A 15,770-nucleotide genomic window follows, 5' to 3' on the forward strand; every position below is an offset into this window, starting at 1 on the left:
GGTTATTTGATGCTCTTAAGATTAATCTAACCTCGTCCATGGGCTGATTCTAAATCAAGTGCAGGCCCTTTCGGCACAACTTGGGTTGGGTTAATACCTGTGTGGCTGTAATAATAGTGACGTTTGATGTGGTAAAAATCAGTTGTTTCTTTAATACCTTCGACCTGAAACAGCTCTTTCAGGTAGCCCTGAATATTAGCGTAGTCCGCTATTCGCTGCTTGTTACACTTGAAGTGAGCCACATACACTGCGTCGAATCGAACTAAAGTGGTAAACAATCTCCAATCCGCTTCTGTAATCTTATTACCCGCCAGATAACGGTGTTCGCTAAGATGAGCATCAACTTTATCTAACGCTTCAAATAAGGCGTCATACGCTTCTTCATAAGCTTCTTGTGTTGTCGCAAAGCCGGTGCGATAAACACCATTATTAATATTCGGATAGATATAATCGTTCCACTCATCAATCTTGCTCGCCAATTCCCGCGGATAGTAATCATCCGTGTTGCCTGTTAACTCGTTAAATTCTGAGTTAAACATTCGGATGATTTCAGACGACTCGTTACTCACGATAGTGTTGGTTTTCTTATCCCATAAAACAGGTACTGTTACTCTTCCTGAATAGTCCGGTTTGGCTTGGGTGTAGATTTGGTGCATACGAGTGTGGCCGAAAAGAGGTTCCGGTAACCCCATTTGCCAACCTTCGCTCATCATGTCTGGGCAGACTACCGTCACATCAATATGATCAGTTAGGCCTTTCAGCTCACGGAAGATCAGAGTTCGGTGCGCCCAAGGGCAAGCTAATGATACATATAAATGATAACGGCCGCTTTCTGGCTGAAATTGTGCGTCCTGCTTATTCTCGACCCAGTAACGAAAGCCTGCGTCTTCACGAACGAACTTACCGCCGCTTTCTTTGGTGTCGTACCACACATCGTGCCAAACACCTTCAACTAACTTGCCCATATCTAAACCTCTGCCTTGCAAATCTTTTCTCTAGTATAAAAAAGTCCCATTTTTTCAAAACTAGAATAAGTTGGCTTAGTTGTTCGAATTATTTGAAGAAGGTTTGTTTAGGTACAAAAAAAGCGCAACTCATAAACAAGTTGCGCTTAAGCCTGTCACAGGCTGAACCGTATCAAACGGGTTCTAGACTTGTACGTGCAAGCAAGATACTGCGTGTACGTCATCGCCTTGAATGGTTGGCTTGGTTTGCGCGCAGGCCTCAGTTGCTTCAGGGCAACGAGTACGGAACACACAACCTGATGGTGGGTTGATTGGCGATGGTAAATCACCTTCCAACATCTGAATCGTTTTGCTGCGCTCTAAGCGAGGGTCTGGAATTGGAACTGCAGACATCAGGGCTTTGGTGTATGGGTGCTTGGGGTCAGCGAATAAAGCATCCGATTCACCCAGCTCTACCGCGTTACCTAAGTACATCACCAATACACGGTCAGAGATGTGTTTAACCACTGACAAATCATGCGCGATGAATACCAAAGACAAACCTAACTCTTTCTGTAGTTCCATAAGAAGATTTACGACTTGAGCTTGGATAGACACATCAAGTGCTGAAACAGGCTCATCACAGATGATCATCTTAGGTTTCAGAATAAGCGCACGCGCAATACCGATACGCTGACATTGACCACCAGAGAATTCATGCGGATAACGGTTGATTACGTTTGGCAGCAAACCAACCTTTGCCATCATCTCTTTAACTCTGTCCTTCACTTCCTGTTTAGAAAGCTCTGGATAGAAAGTTTGTAGAGGCTCGGCAATGATGTCGCCTACTGACATACGTGGGTTAAGCGACGCTAGCGGATCTTGGAAGATCATCTGAATTTCTTTACGAGTCTCACGACGTTTCACTTCTTGCATCTTAGTTAAGTCTTGACCTAACCACATTACTTGACCGTCAGTTGCTTCAACCAAGCCGATAATAGCGCGTGCAAACGTTGATTTCCCACAACCTGACTCACCTACTACGCCCAGCGTTTCACCTTCGTAAAGATGAACATCCACACCATCAACCGCTTTTAGGTTTGATGGTTTCGCCCATGGCCAAGCTGACTTAGCCGCGATGCTAAAGTGAACTTTCAGGTCTTTAATATCTAATAGTAATTCTTTACTCATTTTGTCCAAGTCTCCCAATCAGAAAAACAAGCACGCTGACGATCTTTTGCAAATGGCTGCAAAATTGGTGCTTCTTGCTTACAACGGTCCATTACACGGTGACAACGATCCTGATAAGGACAACCTGTAGGCAGGCGAAGTAAGTTAGGAGGGTTACCTGGAATCGTCGGTAGAATTTCACCTTCGGTATCTAAACGAGGGATCGCTTTCAGTAAGCCTTCAGCGTATGGGTGGCTTGGCTCGTAGAAAATTTCATCAACCGTACCGTATTCCATAGTACGACCAGCGTACATCACAAGTACTTTTTCACATGATCCCGCAACCACCCCCAAATCATGGGTAATCATGATAATTGCCGTATTAAACTCATCTTTCAATTCGTTCAGCAATTCCATGATTTGCGCCTGAATAGTTACATCCAAAGCGGTTGTCGGTTCATCCGCGATAAGCAGTTTTGGACGACACAATAGCGCCATTGCAATCATCACACGCTGACGCATACCGCCAGAAAACTCATGCGGATACATAGTAATACGCTTGCGAGCTTCAGGGATTTTCACCGCTTCAAGCATGCGTACTGATTCTTCAAACGCTTCTGCTTTACCCATGCCTTTATGTAGCATAAGTACTTCCATCAACTGATCACTTACTTTCATGTAAGGATTCAGTGATGTCATTGGATCTTGAAAGATCATTGCGATCTGTTCGGCGCGAACCTTGTTAAGTTCTTTCTCTGGCAAATTGAGAATTTCATTGCCTTCAAACTTCGCACTTCCTGAAATAATGCCGTTCTTCGCCAGCAGTCCCATCAGTGCAAATACCGTTTGAGATTTACCTGAACCTGACTCACCCACGATACCCAGAGTTTCGCCTTGGTTGAGTGAGAAATTCAGATCATTTACTGCGGTGACGATACCATCTTGCGTGGTAAATTCTACGCGCAGATCTTTGACATCTAATAAGCTCATTATTGCTTCCTTAATCTTTTATAGCTTTTGATTGCTATTTCGTTATCTGTCTTTTGGATCAAGCGCGTCGCGCAGACCATCACCTACGTAGTTAAAGCAGAACAGCGTAACTACCATGAATGCCGCTGGGAATGCCAGTTGCCAAATTGCAACTTCCATTGTTTGCGAACCTTCTTGTAACAGCGCGCCCCAACTTGTCATAGGCTCTTGAACACCAAGACCAAGGAAAGATAAGAATGATTCTGTAAGGATCATGCTTGGAATCAGTAGCGTTGAGTAAACCGCAACAATACCCAATACGTTCGGTACGATATGACGTGTAATGATTTTCCATTTGCTGACACCACATACGTGAGCAGCTTCAATGAACTCTTTACTGCGTAAACTCAACGTTTGACCACGTACAATTCGTGCCATATCGAGCCAAGCAATCGCACCGATAGCAACAAAGATGAGTACGATATTACGGCCAAAGAACGTTACCAATACGATCACGAGGAACATGAATGGCACCGCGTATAAGATCTCTAGGATACGCATCATCACTCGGTCAGTACGACCACCAATGAAGCCTGAAGCAGCACCGTAAAGCGTACCAATCAGGACTGCTACGAATGCGCCCATCACACCCACCATAAGAGAGATACGGCCACCAATCATCGTACGAACATATAGGTCACGACCTAAACTGTCAGTACCAAACCAGTGATCAGCATTTGGACCTACGTGCATTGCGTACCAGTCAGTGTCATCGTAAGCATGCTGCGCAAGCATCGGTAAGAAGATTACCGATAGCACCATAATCGTTAGAATGAACAGACTGATCATTGCGGCTTTGTTTCGCATAAAACGAATACGTGCATCCTGCCACAAGCTACGACCTTCAATTTCCAAACTCTCAGAGAAGTTTTCGATCGCTTCTAAATTTTCTTTTTTATTCAACATAACCATGCGTCCCTGCTAGTAGCGAATTTTCGGGTCAATAAGCGCTAGTAAAATATCAACAATTGCGTTGAACAAGATAAATAGGAAACCAATCAGAATGGTTACACCCATTACTAACGAATAATCACGGTTAAACGCAGCGTTAACAAACAGCTTACCAATGCCCGGTAGGCCAAAGATGGTTTCAACAACAACTGAACCTGTAATGATACCGACAAACGCTGGTCCCATGTATGACACAACTGGTAGCATTGCTGGCTTAAGTGCATGTTTAAGAACAATATAACGGTAGCTTAGACCTTTAGCTCGAGCAGTACGGATAAAGTTACTATTTAAGGTTTCGATCATGCTCCCGCGAGTGATACGAGCAAAGGTTGCTACATATAGAAGAGACATCGCAATAACCGGTAGAACGAGGTATTTAGCCGACCCATCGAGCCAACCACCGGCAGGAAAAAGGTTTAAGTGTAAAGAAAACACATAGATAAGAGCTGGAGCCAATACAAACGAAGGCATTACAACACCGAGCATGGCGGTCGACATTATGGTGTAATCAACCCAGGTGTTGTGCTTCAGCGCGGCTATCGTCCCTATGGTAACCCCCATTAATAACGTAAAGATAAAAGCAACAAGGCCTACCTTTGCCGATACAGGAAGTGCAACCGAGATTAACTCGTTAACAGAGTAATCTAAATATTTGAACGAAGGGCCAAAATCACCTTGTAGAATATTGGTCAAGTACGTGGTGTACTGCTCAAATACAGGTTTATCTAAGCCATATTTTGCTTCGATGTTCGCCATAACCTCTGGCGGTAATGGACGTTCGCTTGAAAACGGATTGCCCGGAGCAAAACGCATAAGAAAAAAAGAGATAGTGATCAACACCAACATGGTTGGAATCGCTTCAAATATCCTTTTCATAATGAATTTAAACATAAACTCACTCTTTCAGTCTGTGACAATGAAAATTAGAAAAACGCTACATGCACACCCTGTGCATGTAGTGTCTGTATCGTTATAGTTATATTAACTTTTTATAATCGAAGCGCTTATTATTGAGCTTTGATATAGAGGTCTTTTGAGTAGATTTTCTCTTCCGCATTATTAGCTGGGAAGCCACCGACATGCGGGTTCAGTAAACGTGTTTTTACGTACTGATAAATAGGAGCAATAGGCATCTCATTCGCCATTAGCTTTTCTGCTTCTAAATACAGAGCGGTACGTTCTTGTTCTGACGTTGAATTAATAGCCTTGTCCATCAAAGCGTCATAATCGGTATTTCCCCAATGTTGGCCGCCTGTTGTATTAGCACTAACCATCAAGGTTAAAAATGTAGATGCTTCGTTGTAATCACCACACCAACCTGCACGAGCGACTTCAAAGTTGCCGGTATCTTTAGAAGATAGGTAAGTTTTCCACTCTTGGTTTTCAAGCGTAATTTTAAGCCCTAGCGTTTTCTTCCACATAGAACCAAGAGCTACTGCAACTTTCTTGTGGTTCTCATCAGTGTTATACAGGAGAGAGAACTCGAGAGGGTTATCTTTTCCAAAACCTGCTTCTTCAAGAAGGCGCGCCGCTTCGGCGTTACGTTCTTTTTGAGACATTTTACCGTACTGAGGAAGCTCAGGATCAAATCCAGCCGTGATCTCCGGCGTCAAGAAGTACGCAGGTTTCTGTCCTTGCCCCATAATGGCGCCAGCAACTATGTCACGATCAATCGCATAAGAAATCGCTTTACGTACACGTACATCATCGAAAGGCTTTTTCTTAGTATTGAATGAGTAGTAGTAACTACAAAGATTACCCACGACGGAAAGGTCTTCTGGGTGCTCCTTTTTCATACGCTTGAAATGCTCAATTGGCAAATCATACGTGAAGTCGATTTCACCGGATAAAAAGCGGTTCATTTCCGCTACTTGATTTTCGATTGGTAGGAACGTTACTTTATTGAGAACGGTATGATCGTTATCCCAGTAATTTTCATTACGAACTAACTCAAGACGCTCATTAACGACCCATTGATTTGGAACAAATGCACCGTTACCAACGAAGTGATCTGGCTTAGTCCATTGGTCACCATATTTTTCAACAGTTGCCTTATGCACTGGCTTCACTGTGGTATGGCCCATCATCATTACGAAGTATGGTACCGCTGTTTCTAATTCAACAACAAGCGTATATTCATCTACAGCTTTAACGCCGAGTTCACTCTTGTCCTTCTTACCCGCTACGATGTCTTTCGCGTTCACCATCTTAGTATATTCCATGTACCAAGCGTATGGAGAAGCAGTGGCAGGATCGACTGCACGTTGCCAACTGTAAACGAAATCTTCAGCTGTTACAGGATCGCCATTAGACCATTTTGCATCTTTACGTAGGTGGAAAGTGAATGTTTTGTTGTCTGTCGTTTCCCAACTTTCGGCTACCCCTGGGATAGTGTTACCTTCGCCGTCTTGGTTCACTAGACCTTCTAAAAGATCACGAATTACGTGAGATTCTGGTACACCTTGAGATTTGTGAGGGTCGATAGTCGCAACTTCAGTACCGTTACCGCGGACCAGTTCCTGAACTTTTGCTAGTTCTGTACCTGCTGGAACGTCAGCAGCGATAGAAAGAGTAGAAGTGGCAGCCACTGCCAGACCTGCACCTAGAAGAAGGGCTTGAGTGATTTTATTCTTGTACATTTAATAAACTCCAAGTTTTTTGTATTGCATCCATGACTTCTTTGCTCGGTTCACTGAAAGGCAGTGATTTAGATGTATTTAGCTCAAATATTAAGCATTAAAACCTAAAACCTTACAAAGATTGCGGCTCACACTATCAACCATTGAAGTAATTTGCTATTAACATGTCGCAAAAAATCGGAGAATTTCCCAAAATATTCATGATATCAGTGTAAATATCTAATAAAAACCTAATGCGTAGTGAATTACACAGAGTAACTTTATTAAGAAACAGCCTTTAGTGTTGATGTATCTGTATTGATACTTTTTTTTAGCATCTTGTCCTATAACACCGCCAGAAAATTAACATTAATGCCACATTAAATCTAATTGCATATCACATATCACCTAAACAGACTGCACTATTTGTGAGGGTCATCACTTTAAACAAAATAGCATAGTGTTCTGCACTAAAACGGATAAAGCGACGCACCAATCCAGACCAAATAAGCCCTTGAATTTACATGCAATCTAGCCGAGTAATTATTTATCAGGACAACGTTTTTTATACAAAAACTTTATAGTATCCACAAAAAAACCGACGTTAATCGTCGGCTTTCTACTGTTTACTTCTGGATCAAACACAATGTTGAGAGGCTTACTTTCCCCAACGCTCCGCAGCTTTTGCATCTGAATCTCGAGAATCGACCCAACGAGTCGCCTCGGTAGTACGTTCTTTTTTCCAAAACGGAGCTTTGGTTTTGAGGAAATCCATAACAAACTCACAGGCTTCAAAGGCTGAACTGCGATGCGCACTGGATACACCAACGTAAACTATCTGATCACCGATATCTAGGTCACCAACGCGGTGAATCACTCGCATCTTCTGAATAGGCCAGCGCGCTTCAGCTTGATCACAAATCTCGCTCAGCGACTTCTCTGTCATGCCAGGGTAATGCTCCAGAGACAAACCAATCACATTGTCGCCAAGATTCATGTCCCGAACTTTACCGACAAACGTCACTACCGCTCCTGCAGCTGTGCCTTGAGCTAGATAATCGTATTCGTCACCCACAGAAAAATCATCTGCAGTAACTACTACTCTTAGATCTATAACTCGAGAATCATTCATACTTAGCCTCCCGTTACTGGCGGGAAAAAAGCGACTTCATCGCCATCTTTCACTTCCGTAGTCAAAGGTACGATGGATTGGTTAAGCGCAGCGAGAAGCTTGCCCTCTTCCAATGCGATGTCCCATTTCCCTTCTTTTTCTACAAGATGGCTACGAATCGCTTCAATCGTCTTGAACTGTGCATCAACTTCAACGCTGTCCACACCAACCAGTTCACGAGTTTGAGCAAAGAAGAGTACTGTAATCATGATTCCACCTTGAAGTGACCTGATTTACCACCCGTCTTCTCTAACAGGCGTACGTTCTCGATAACAATGTCTTTCTGAACAGCTTTACACATATCGTAAATAGTCAACGCAGCGACCGAAGCTGCGGTCAGCGCTTCCATTTCTACGCCTGTCTTACCAGCAAGCTTACAGACAGATTCGATACGAACCTTGTTTTCAGATTTGATTGCTTCAAGCTGAACTTCTACTTTAGTCAGTAGCAAAGGATGACACAGTGGAATCAGATCCCATGTCTTCTTAGCCGCTTGGATACCAGCAATGCGTGCCGTTGCGAAAACATCACCTTTATGGTGGCTACCAGAAACAATCAGCTCTAGCGTTTCAGCAGACATTTGAACGTAAGCTTCCGCTCTTGCTTCGCGTACCGTTTCCGCTTTAGCCGATACATCGACCATGTTTGCTTCGCCAGACGCGTTAATGTGTGTAAATTGGCTCATACTAAAACCGCCTTATACAGAAAGGTGTGGCATAAAGTTACAAGGACGATGGCTAGCATCCATCTGTTGCTTGATGATCTTAGTCCAACCTGTGCGACACGCACCTGTAGAACCTGGCATTGCAAAGATTACTGTGTGGTTAGCAAAGCCCGCAATCGCACGAGATTGAATTGTCGATGTACCGATCTCTTCGTAAGACACTTGACGGAATAGCTCACCAAAACCCTCTACTTCTTTATCGAACAAAGGCTTAAGCGCTTCAGGTGTGCTGTCACGAGACGTAAAACCCGTACCACCAGTAATCATGATCGCTTGTACGCTGTCATCAGCAATCCACTGAGATACGATCGCACGGATCTTGTACATGTCGTCGATAACGATTTGTTTATCAACCACGTTGTGGCCGGCTTCTTTAGCATGCTCAGCTAGATAACCACCTGACGTATCATTTTCTTCTGTACGAGTATCTGAAACGGTTAGTACTGCGATGTTTGCTGCTTGGAATTTGCTTTCTGCGTGACCCATTTGTTCACCTATATAAATTTTTCAATGATTAGACTGATTCGCCCAGCTTAAAGAAGCTGAGCGATAAAATGCTTTAGAGTATGTATAGCGGGTTAACCGCCGATTGACGCCAAGTTTGGAGTCATGCCGCTGTTGCCATCATGCAAGAAGTGGCTAACGGACTTGGTTTGAAGCTGAGCCTGAATTCGATCAATAAGCTCTTGCTCTTGTTGATCTTCTTGAATCAGATCTCTCAGTTCAACACCGTGGTCGCCAAACAGACATAGATGAAGCTTACCGGTCGCAGATACACGCAGTCGGTTACAACTCTCACAAAAGTCTTTCTCGTAAGGCATGATCAAACCGATTTCACCCTTGTAGTCAGGGTGGACAAACACTTGCGCCGGCCCATCATTAACGGCTTTGACTTTTAACAGCCAACCATTAGCAATAAGCTGGTTGCGAATCGCAACGCCAGACACATGGTGTTTATCAAACAACTCGTCCATCTCGCCGGTTTTCATCAGCTCGATAAAACGTAATTGAATAGGTTTGTCTTTGATCCAATTAAGGAAGGCTGGTAATTCCTGACTGTTGAGGTCTTTCATTAATACGACGTTTACTTTGACTTGTTCAAAGCCAACTTCAAACGCTTTATCAATACCTCGCATAACCTCAGTAAACTTATTCTCACCAGTGATCTGATGGAACATGCGCGAATCTAAGCTATCCACGCTGACATTTATGTGGGTTAAACCAGCATCACGCCATTGCCCTACTTGTTTCTCCATGCGATAACCGTTGGTTGTGGTGGCTACCTTTTCGATGCCTGGAGTAGTGGCAACAGTATGTATAATTTCAGGAAAGTCTTTACGCAGGCTCGGCTCTCCGCCTGTAATGCGGATCTTTGAGGTGCCACAATCTGCAAACGCTTTTACAATGCGTTTGATCTCGGGGACACTTAAAAAAGACGAGTTTTTCTGCCCTGACGGTTTATAACCATCTGGCAAGCAGTAAGTACATTTAAAGTTACAGACGTCTGTAACCGACAAGCGCAAGTAATAAAACTTGCGATGGAATCTATCTTCGAATTGTTGCGCCACGGAACACCTTTCCAAACACGGGAGGCATAATCATTTCCAATTAAGCCCTTGTGACAACATGTCACTGGCTCTTGATGCGTATCGGTACAGCAAATACCACTGTGCGACTTAGCATGCAAGAGCTCGGAGTTATGGCAACTGCACGTTATACTTACACGAACAGTAGCTGAGTAATAAAATACTTAATATTTGTACGTGAATCTAGCTTTGATAACCAAAAACGGGTCATATCAACAAAAAAAATGTACCAAACCCTCAAATTAACTCTTGTTAAGTATCTGACAAGAAGCATTTAACCTAAATTATAGTTAGTAATAATTTAATAGAACAAAAAATGAACATTTATTCATCAAAGAAAGTCGTAGCAATCGGTGGAGGCCATGGCTTAGGTCGTATGCTTGCTGCATTAAAAGACTTTGGTAGCAATGCGACTGGCATTGTCGCAACAACAGATAACGGTGGTTCAACCGGACGAATTCGAGACTGTCAAGGTGGTATAGCTTGGGGAGACACTCGTAACTGTATCAACCAATTGATCACCGAACCTTCCATCAGTTCGATGATGTTTGAGTACCGTTTTCGCGGTCAAGGTGAACTGAACGGCCACAACCTCGGTAATCTGATGCTCACAGCATTAGACAACCTCTCTGTTCGCCCACTAGAAGCAATTAACCTAATTCGAAATATGCTCAAGGTTGACGTCAATATCGTCCCGATGACAGAGCACCCTTCCGATCTCACAGCGTTATCAATGGATGGTCGCTGGGTTACGGGTGAAACCAATGTTGACGACATGACAGAAAAACTGCGCATGATGGACTTGTCTCCAGAAGTGCCTGCAACCAAAGAAGCCGTTGCAGCTGTCGAACAAGCCGACTGCATCGTTCTTGGCCCTGGCAGCTTCCTGACCAGTGTTATGCCCCCTCTTCTCCTTCCTGAGATTGGGAAAGCCATTGCTGCGAACACCAAGGCTAAGGTTATCTTCATCGAAAACCTTTCGCCAGAACATGGCCCTGCAGGGAAAATGACACTTCAAGAGCAGTTGGAGTGGTGTGAACGTACCTGCAAAGCGAGAAAAATTGATATCGTGCTGGGTAATGCGCCGCACCCTGAACTTGAAGGACTTTGGAACTGCGTAACCACCGACCTTGCCTCCCCTAACCGAGATTGGCGACATGACCGTTTAAAGCTTCAACAAGCGATTCGAGCTCAACTAGCTTAATGCACATAGCTTATAGCTTGGGATAAACGACAGAGGCCAGTAAAAAAAAGGAGCGTCATGCTCCTTTTTTAATACCTACTTATATCATCATCAACCGTTTTAGAGATCAGTCATCAACTGCTGATATTCCGTGTACGTTGATAACAGAAGTTCTTGCATATCTTTAAAATCCACTTCTGTCACTGGCAACGCTTGCTTAACTTTGGCATCTAAACTAATGGCGAAACTACACAAAGAATCAGCACCAAAACTCGCAGCACTGCTCTTCAATGCATGACTGATATCGGCCAAATACTTGGAAGTATCGGTATCTTTATTTAGCTCCAAGTGCTCGTAATATCCCTTCAATTCTCCTAAAAAGATCTCAAGCAACACCGGAACATTCTCTTGCCCTATTTCACCGGCAAGCTCATCAACTTTTTGCTGATTTAATACTTTCATCATCGTTCTTTCTTATTGTTTGGTAATTACGGCTTCGCATTCCACGTTTGCAATTTACGGTAAATCGTTGATGGACTGACATCCAAGAAACCAGCCGCGCGAGGGATATTACCGTCACACGCTTTTATGGCCTGTTCGATTGCCGTTTTCTCAGTGATCCACAATGGAAAAATATCTTTTACAGTGATGTCTTCATTCTGCTTCTCTTTCAGTCGCAGACGATTCTCAATCGGCTGGTTCAGTGGAGGTGGGAGCATGTTCAGAGTAATCTCTTTACCATTATTCAATACCACCACATTTCGTAAAACGTTTTGTAGCTGACGAACGTTACCCGGCCACTCGTATTGATTAAAGCGATCCAACACTTCCTGAGCAAAGCGTACGAAAGCCTTACCTTCCTCAACCGACATGTAGCCTAGTAACGAGTATGCGATCTCGATGACATCTTCTCCACGCTCACGCAGTGGCGGCAAGTGAAGAGGGATCACGTATAAACGATAGTATAAATCTTCTCTAAAGCGACCTTCTTGTACTTCTTTCCAAGGGTCACGGTTGGTCGCGCAAACAAAGCGCACATCAACGCTCTTCATTTTTGAAGAACCGACTTTTTGGAAGGTGCCGGTTTGAATGAAACGCAGAAGCTTGGTTTGCAATTCAAGATCCATTTCGCATAACTCATCGAGGAACAGGGTTCCACCATCTGCTAGTTCAGCAGCACCTTGGCGATCGGTTGCTGCGCCCGTAAAGGCACCTTTGACGTGGCCAAACAGCTCACTTTCAATCAAATCTTTAGGGATAGCCGCGCAGTTAATCGCAATGAAAGGCTTATCACCACGCTTACTCGCTGCATGAATGGCTTCTGCACATACTTCTTTACCGGTACCACTTTCACCTGTGATAAAAATACTCGCCTTACTTGATGCGGCAGAATCGATGGTTCGGTAAACCTGCTGCATGGTTTGGCTACTACCGATGAATCCTTGGTAGTTTTGATTACCCGGATTTTCAGAGCTGTTCTTAAGTTTAGTGGCTTTGCGTATCGCGTTATTCACCGTAATACGGAGTCGGTCGGCTTCACAAGGTTTAATAAGGAAATCTTGAGAACCATGACGCATGGCTTCTACGGCGGTATCGATCGAGCCATGAGCCGTCATGAAGATAACGGGGACTTCAGGGTATTTTTGTTTTACAGCAAATAGTACGTCCATACCCGTCATATCAGGAAGACGCAGATCTAACAAAATTAGATCTGGGATTCGATGATTCAAACTCTCAATTGCATCGCGACCTGTGCCGACAATGTTGATATCAATTTCGAGCGGTGTCAGATAAGAGCGATACAACGCTGCGACCGAAGCCGTATCCTCCACCATCAACAAATACTTTGATTTGTTATCTAGCGTTTTTGATTGCATATCCTAGCCATTTATAATTTGCATTTCTTATTATAGTCGCATTCCGCTTTGCATTATGCAAATTAACCACAGTATTTGTATTATATTTCTTTACCTGCTTCAAATAATCAATGTATTAGCTACATGGCACGAACGATGCAAAGGCTATATTGACCTTCGGGTCACCTAGCCAACTGACGTTGTTAGTGGACTCATTGTTCACAAACGTAAGCCAGTAGAACATTTACTACTGGCTGTTTTTTGTCTGGAACACTCTCCACTTTAAACTTGTCCGATATGAACTTCTTGAATAAGAAGTGAGATTAGCTGTTGGTAATGAACTGCTTTCTCAACTGCTCTATCTCATCACGCTTTTGTGCCGCTAATTCAAATTCCAAGTTCTGAGCATGTTGATACATCGCCGCTTCTAGCTTACTGATCTCTTTATCAAGCTGCTGCGGGGTAAGCACGGTGTAATTTTCAGAAGGCTCGGCGACTTTCGATAGTGGAACCTGCTTAGATTGTCTCTGCTGTTTAGACTTAGTGAGATCACCCAGCTCCATAATATCTTTGATATTACGTTTCAGTGCTTGCGGAGTGATGCCTTGCTCTTCATTGTAAGCCTGTTGTTTCTCCCTGCGACGGTCGGTTTCATCAATCGCTTTTCTCATCGACTTAGTAATTGAGTCTCCATACAAGATCGCTCGGCCCTCCAAGTTACGTGCCGCACGACCAATCGTTTGAATAAGAGAACGTTCAGATCGCAAGAAGCCCTCTTTGTCAGCATCAAGAATCGCCACCAGCGATACTTCAGGCATATCCAAACCTTCACGAAGTAAGTTAATACCCACTAACACGTCGAACTCGCCCAAACGTAGGTCTCGGATGATCTCTACACGCTCAACGGTATCGATATCTGAGTGCAAGTAACGCACTTTAACGCCGTGCTCACTTAGGTATTCGGTTAAGTCTTCCGCCATTCTCTTAGTCAATGTTGTGACCAAAACACGCTCTTCTTTCACTGAGCGTATTCTGATTTCAGACAACAGGTCATCAACTTGAGTCGACACAGGCCTTACTTCAATAACTGGGTCTAAAAGACCTGTCGGACGAACGACTTGATCAGCAATTTCACCATTTGACTTTTCAATCTCGTAATTGCCTGGCGTTGCTGATACAAAAATAGTCTGCGGAGCTATCGATTCAAACTCGTCAAATTTCATTGGGCGGTTATCCAATGCAGAAGGCAGGCGGAAACCAAATTCAACCAGAGTCTCTTTACGAGAGCGATCACCTTTATACATGGCGCCAATTTGCGGTACAGTCACGTGTGACTCATCGATAATCAACAGACCATCATCAGGCAAGTAATCAAATAATGTCGGAGGCGCTTCCCCTTCCGCACGACCACTCAAGTATCGTGAATAGTTTTCGATACCCGAACAGAAGCCAAGCTCAGTCATCATCTCGATATCAAACTGCGTTCTTTGAGAGATACGTTGTTCTTCCAGAAGCTTATTGTTGTCTTTTAAATATTGAGTTCGGTCTCGAAGTTCATCTTTAATGTTCTCAATCGCCTCAAGGATTTTCTCCCTAGGCGTTACATAGTGAGTTTTGGGGTAAACGGTAAAGCGCGGTAAATCTCTTTGTTTAATTGCACCAGTCAGGGGATCAAAGATGCTTATACAGTCGACTTCATCATCGAACATTTCGATTCGCACTGCATCTTGGTCAGATTCAGCAGGGAAGATATCAATGACCTCACCACGAACACGGAACTGGCCTCGTTCAAATGCGACATCATTTCTCGAATATTGAAGTTCAGCTAAGCGGCGTAAGATGTCACGTTGGTCCATAACCTCACCGCGGCTCAAGTGAAGCATCATCTTCAAGTAAGACTTAGGATCACCCAAACCGTAGATAGCCGATACAGACGCGACGATGATGGCATCTTTCCGTTCTAGCAAGGCCTTGGTTGCCGAAAGCCTCATTTGCTCGATATGGGCATTCACAGACGCATCTTTCTCGATGAATGTGTCTGTGGTCGGTACATAGGCTTCTGGTTGGTAGTAATCGTAGTAAGAAACAAAATACTCTACGGCATTATTGGGGAAAAAAGATTTCATTTCACCATAAAGTTGAGCCGCCAATGTCTTATTCGGCGCTAACAAGATCGCAGGTCTTTGAGATTGGGAAATGACGTTGGCAAGCGTAAAGGTTTTACCTGAGCCCGTTACCCCTAATAGCGTTTGATGTGCCAAACCAGAATCTAATCCGTCTAGTAATTTGGTTATCGCTGTCGGCTGGTCCCCAGACGGGCTGTAGTCCGATACCAAGTCAAAGAGTTTACTCATAGGTCGCCATTTCCATACTGTTTTTTTAATCAGGTCATTGTCACTCTAGGAGGAGTGTTGTTGCAACTATTATCTAGAGAAATGCTTCTTAAGACTCGATATCAGTTATAGCTTTTATGTTTAGAACTTGGTATTATCCGTGCCCCTGCAAGATCTCTTCAACTAAATTACTCTATTTTTAATCC

Annotated in this window: 15 protein-coding genes and 1 riboswitch; of the genes, 1 reads left to right on the forward strand and 14 read right to left on the reverse strand. The window is 43.7% G+C overall.

Going from position 1 to position 15,770, the window contains the following annotated elements; all coding sequences use genetic code 11:
* Positions 1–26: 26 nt before the first annotated feature.
* The 11 genes from OCV24_RS09515 to moaA all read right to left on the reverse strand — a co-directional run bounded on the left by OCV24_RS09515 (position 27) and on the right by moaA (position 10,174).
* Entirely contained in the window at positions 27–965 is a 939-nt protein-coding gene (locus tag OCV24_RS09515) for a glutathione S-transferase family protein (RefSeq protein ID WP_150877823.1), read from the reverse strand.
* A 183-nt stretch (positions 966–1,148) separates the two neighbouring features.
* Positions 1,149–2,135 carry a murein tripeptide/oligopeptide ABC transporter ATP binding protein OppF gene (gene oppF, locus OCV24_RS09520; protein WP_167514248.1) on the reverse strand — a complete coding sequence of 329 codons (987 nt, stop codon included), beginning with the start codon at positions 2,133–2,135 and terminating at the stop codon, positions 1,149–1,151.
* The gene (gene oppD / locus OCV24_RS09525) at positions 2,132–3,103 is read right to left on the reverse strand and encodes an ABC transporter ATP-binding protein (protein ID WP_017054959.1); all 972 of its coding nucleotides are present in this window, start codon (positions 3,101–3,103) and stop codon (positions 2,132–2,134) included. The genes oppF and oppD overlap by 4 nt, the downstream gene beginning before the upstream one ends.
* Positions 3,104–3,145: 42 nt before the next feature.
* Positions 3,146–4,048 (reverse strand): oligopeptide ABC transporter permease OppC, encoded by a 903-nt coding sequence (oppC, locus tag OCV24_RS09530; protein WP_017054958.1) that lies wholly within the window; start codon positions 4,046–4,048, stop codon positions 3,146–3,148.
* Between the two features lie 15 nt (positions 4,049–4,063).
* Positions 4,064–4,984, reverse strand: a complete 921-nt coding sequence (gene oppB / locus OCV24_RS09535) for an oligopeptide ABC transporter permease OppB (protein WP_017054957.1) — start codon at positions 4,982–4,984, stop codon at positions 4,064–4,066.
* Positions 4,985–5,100: 116 nt separating this feature from the next.
* Positions 5,101–6,732 (reverse strand): ABC transporter substrate-binding protein, encoded by a 1,632-nt coding sequence (locus OCV24_RS09540; protein WP_017054956.1) that lies wholly within the window; start codon positions 6,730–6,732, stop codon positions 5,101–5,103.
* Positions 6,733–7,369: 637 nt separating this feature from the next.
* Positions 7,370–7,843, reverse strand: coding sequence for a molybdopterin synthase catalytic subunit MoaE (gene moaE, locus OCV24_RS09545; RefSeq protein ID WP_046222691.1), 474 nt, complete (start codon positions 7,841–7,843; stop codon positions 7,370–7,372).
* A gap of 2 nt (positions 7,844–7,845) precedes the next feature.
* Positions 7,846–8,091 (reverse strand): molybdopterin synthase sulfur carrier subunit, encoded by a 246-nt coding sequence (moaD, locus tag OCV24_RS09550; protein ID WP_017054954.1) that lies wholly within the window; start codon positions 8,089–8,091, stop codon positions 7,846–7,848.
* On the reverse strand, positions 8,088–8,567 hold the full coding sequence (gene moaC / locus OCV24_RS09555; RefSeq protein ID WP_017054953.1) for a cyclic pyranopterin monophosphate synthase MoaC: 480 nt from the start codon (positions 8,565–8,567) through the stop codon (positions 8,088–8,090). Before moaC ends, moaD begins: the two co-directional genes overlap by 4 nt.
* A gap of 12 nt (positions 8,568–8,579) precedes the next feature.
* A complete protein-coding gene (gene moaB / locus OCV24_RS09560) occupies positions 8,580–9,092 on the reverse strand; it encodes a molybdenum cofactor biosynthesis protein B (protein WP_010437177.1) in 513 nt (170 codons plus the stop codon).
* 92 nt (positions 9,093–9,184) lie between these two features.
* A complete protein-coding gene (moaA, locus tag OCV24_RS09565) occupies positions 9,185–10,174 on the reverse strand; it encodes a GTP 3',8-cyclase MoaA (RefSeq protein WP_017056508.1) in 990 nt (329 codons plus the stop codon).
* Positions 10,163–10,315, reverse strand: a riboswitch (molybdenum cofactor riboswitch). Its footprint overlaps the gene before it by 12 nt.
* A gap of 193 nt (positions 10,316–10,508) precedes the next feature.
* Between moaA and OCV24_RS09570 the strand changes: the two genes are divergently transcribed.
* Positions 10,509–11,396 carry a YvcK family protein gene (locus tag OCV24_RS09570; protein ID WP_017056507.1) on the forward strand — a complete coding sequence of 296 codons (888 nt, stop codon included), beginning with the start codon at positions 10,509–10,511 and terminating at the stop codon, positions 11,394–11,396.
* A gap of 99 nt (positions 11,397–11,495) precedes the next feature.
* Here OCV24_RS09570 and luxU read toward each other — a convergent pair whose 3' ends face one another.
* The 3 genes from luxU to uvrB form a co-directional block, all read right to left on the reverse strand.
* Positions 11,496–11,840, reverse strand: a complete 345-nt coding sequence (luxU, locus tag OCV24_RS09575) for a quorum-sensing phosphorelay protein LuxU (protein ID WP_017056506.1) — start codon at positions 11,838–11,840, stop codon at positions 11,496–11,498.
* Between the two features lie 23 nt (positions 11,841–11,863).
* Positions 11,864–13,252 (reverse strand): quorum-sensing sigma-54 dependent transcriptional regulator LuxO, encoded by a 1,389-nt coding sequence (gene luxO / locus OCV24_RS09580; protein WP_017056505.1) that lies wholly within the window; start codon positions 13,250–13,252, stop codon positions 11,864–11,866.
* 302 nt (positions 13,253–13,554) lie between these two features.
* Positions 13,555–15,585, reverse strand: coding sequence for an excinuclease ABC subunit UvrB (gene uvrB, locus OCV24_RS09585; protein ID WP_017056504.1), 2,031 nt, complete (start codon positions 15,583–15,585; stop codon positions 13,555–13,557).
* Positions 15,586–15,770 lie beyond the last annotated feature (185 nt).

Origin of the sequence: Vibrio kanaloae, assembly GCF_024347535.1 — a bacterium.
In the GTDB taxonomy this organism is placed as follows: domain Bacteria; phylum Pseudomonadota; class Gammaproteobacteria; order Enterobacterales; family Vibrionaceae; genus Vibrio; species Vibrio kanaloae.

Excerpts from the sequence above, each read along its gene's own strand:
- OCV24_RS09515 (WP_150877823.1), bottom strand. The coding sequence starts at position 965 with ATGGGCAAGTTAGTTGAAGGTGTTTGGCACGATGTGTGGTACGACACC.
- oppF (WP_167514248.1), bottom strand. The coding sequence starts at position 2,135 with ATGAGTAAAGAATTACTATTAGATATTAAAGACCTGAAAGTTCACTTT.
- oppD (WP_017054959.1), bottom strand. The coding sequence starts at position 3,103 with ATGAGCTTATTAGATGTCAAAGATCTGCGCGTAGAATTTACCACGCAA.
- oppC (WP_017054958.1), bottom strand. The coding sequence starts at position 4,048 with ATGTTGAATAAAAAAGAAAATTTAGAAGCGATCGAAAACTTCTCTGAG.
- oppB (WP_017054957.1), bottom strand. The coding sequence starts at position 4,984 with ATGTTTAAATTCATTATGAAAAGGATATTTGAAGCGATTCCAACCATG.
- OCV24_RS09540 (WP_017054956.1), bottom strand. The coding sequence starts at position 6,732 with ATGTACAAGAATAAAATCACTCAAGCCCTTCTTCTAGGTGCAGGTCTG.
- moaE (WP_046222691.1), bottom strand. The coding sequence starts at position 7,843 with ATGAATGATTCTCGAGTTATAGATCTAAGAGTAGTAGTTACTGCAGAT.
- moaD (WP_017054954.1), bottom strand. The coding sequence starts at position 8,091 with ATGATTACAGTACTCTTCTTTGCTCAAACTCGTGAACTGGTTGGTGTG.
- moaC (WP_017054953.1), bottom strand. The coding sequence starts at position 8,567 with ATGAGCCAATTTACACACATTAACGCGTCTGGCGAAGCAAACATGGTC.
- moaB (WP_010437177.1), bottom strand. The coding sequence starts at position 9,092 with ATGGGTCACGCAGAAAGCAAATTCCAAGCAGCAAACATCGCAGTACTA.
- OCV24_RS09570 (WP_017056507.1), top strand. The coding sequence starts at position 10,509 with ATGAACATTTATTCATCAAAGAAAGTCGTAGCAATCGGTGGAGGCCAT.
- luxU (WP_017056506.1), bottom strand. The coding sequence starts at position 11,840 with ATGATGAAAGTATTAAATCAGCAAAAAGTTGATGAGCTTGCCGGTGAA.
- luxO (WP_017056505.1), bottom strand. The coding sequence starts at position 13,252 with ATGCAATCAAAAACGCTAGATAACAAATCAAAGTATTTGTTGATGGTG.
- uvrB (WP_017056504.1), bottom strand. The coding sequence starts at position 15,585 with ATGAGTAAACTCTTTGACTTGGTATCGGACTACAGCCCGTCTGGGGAC.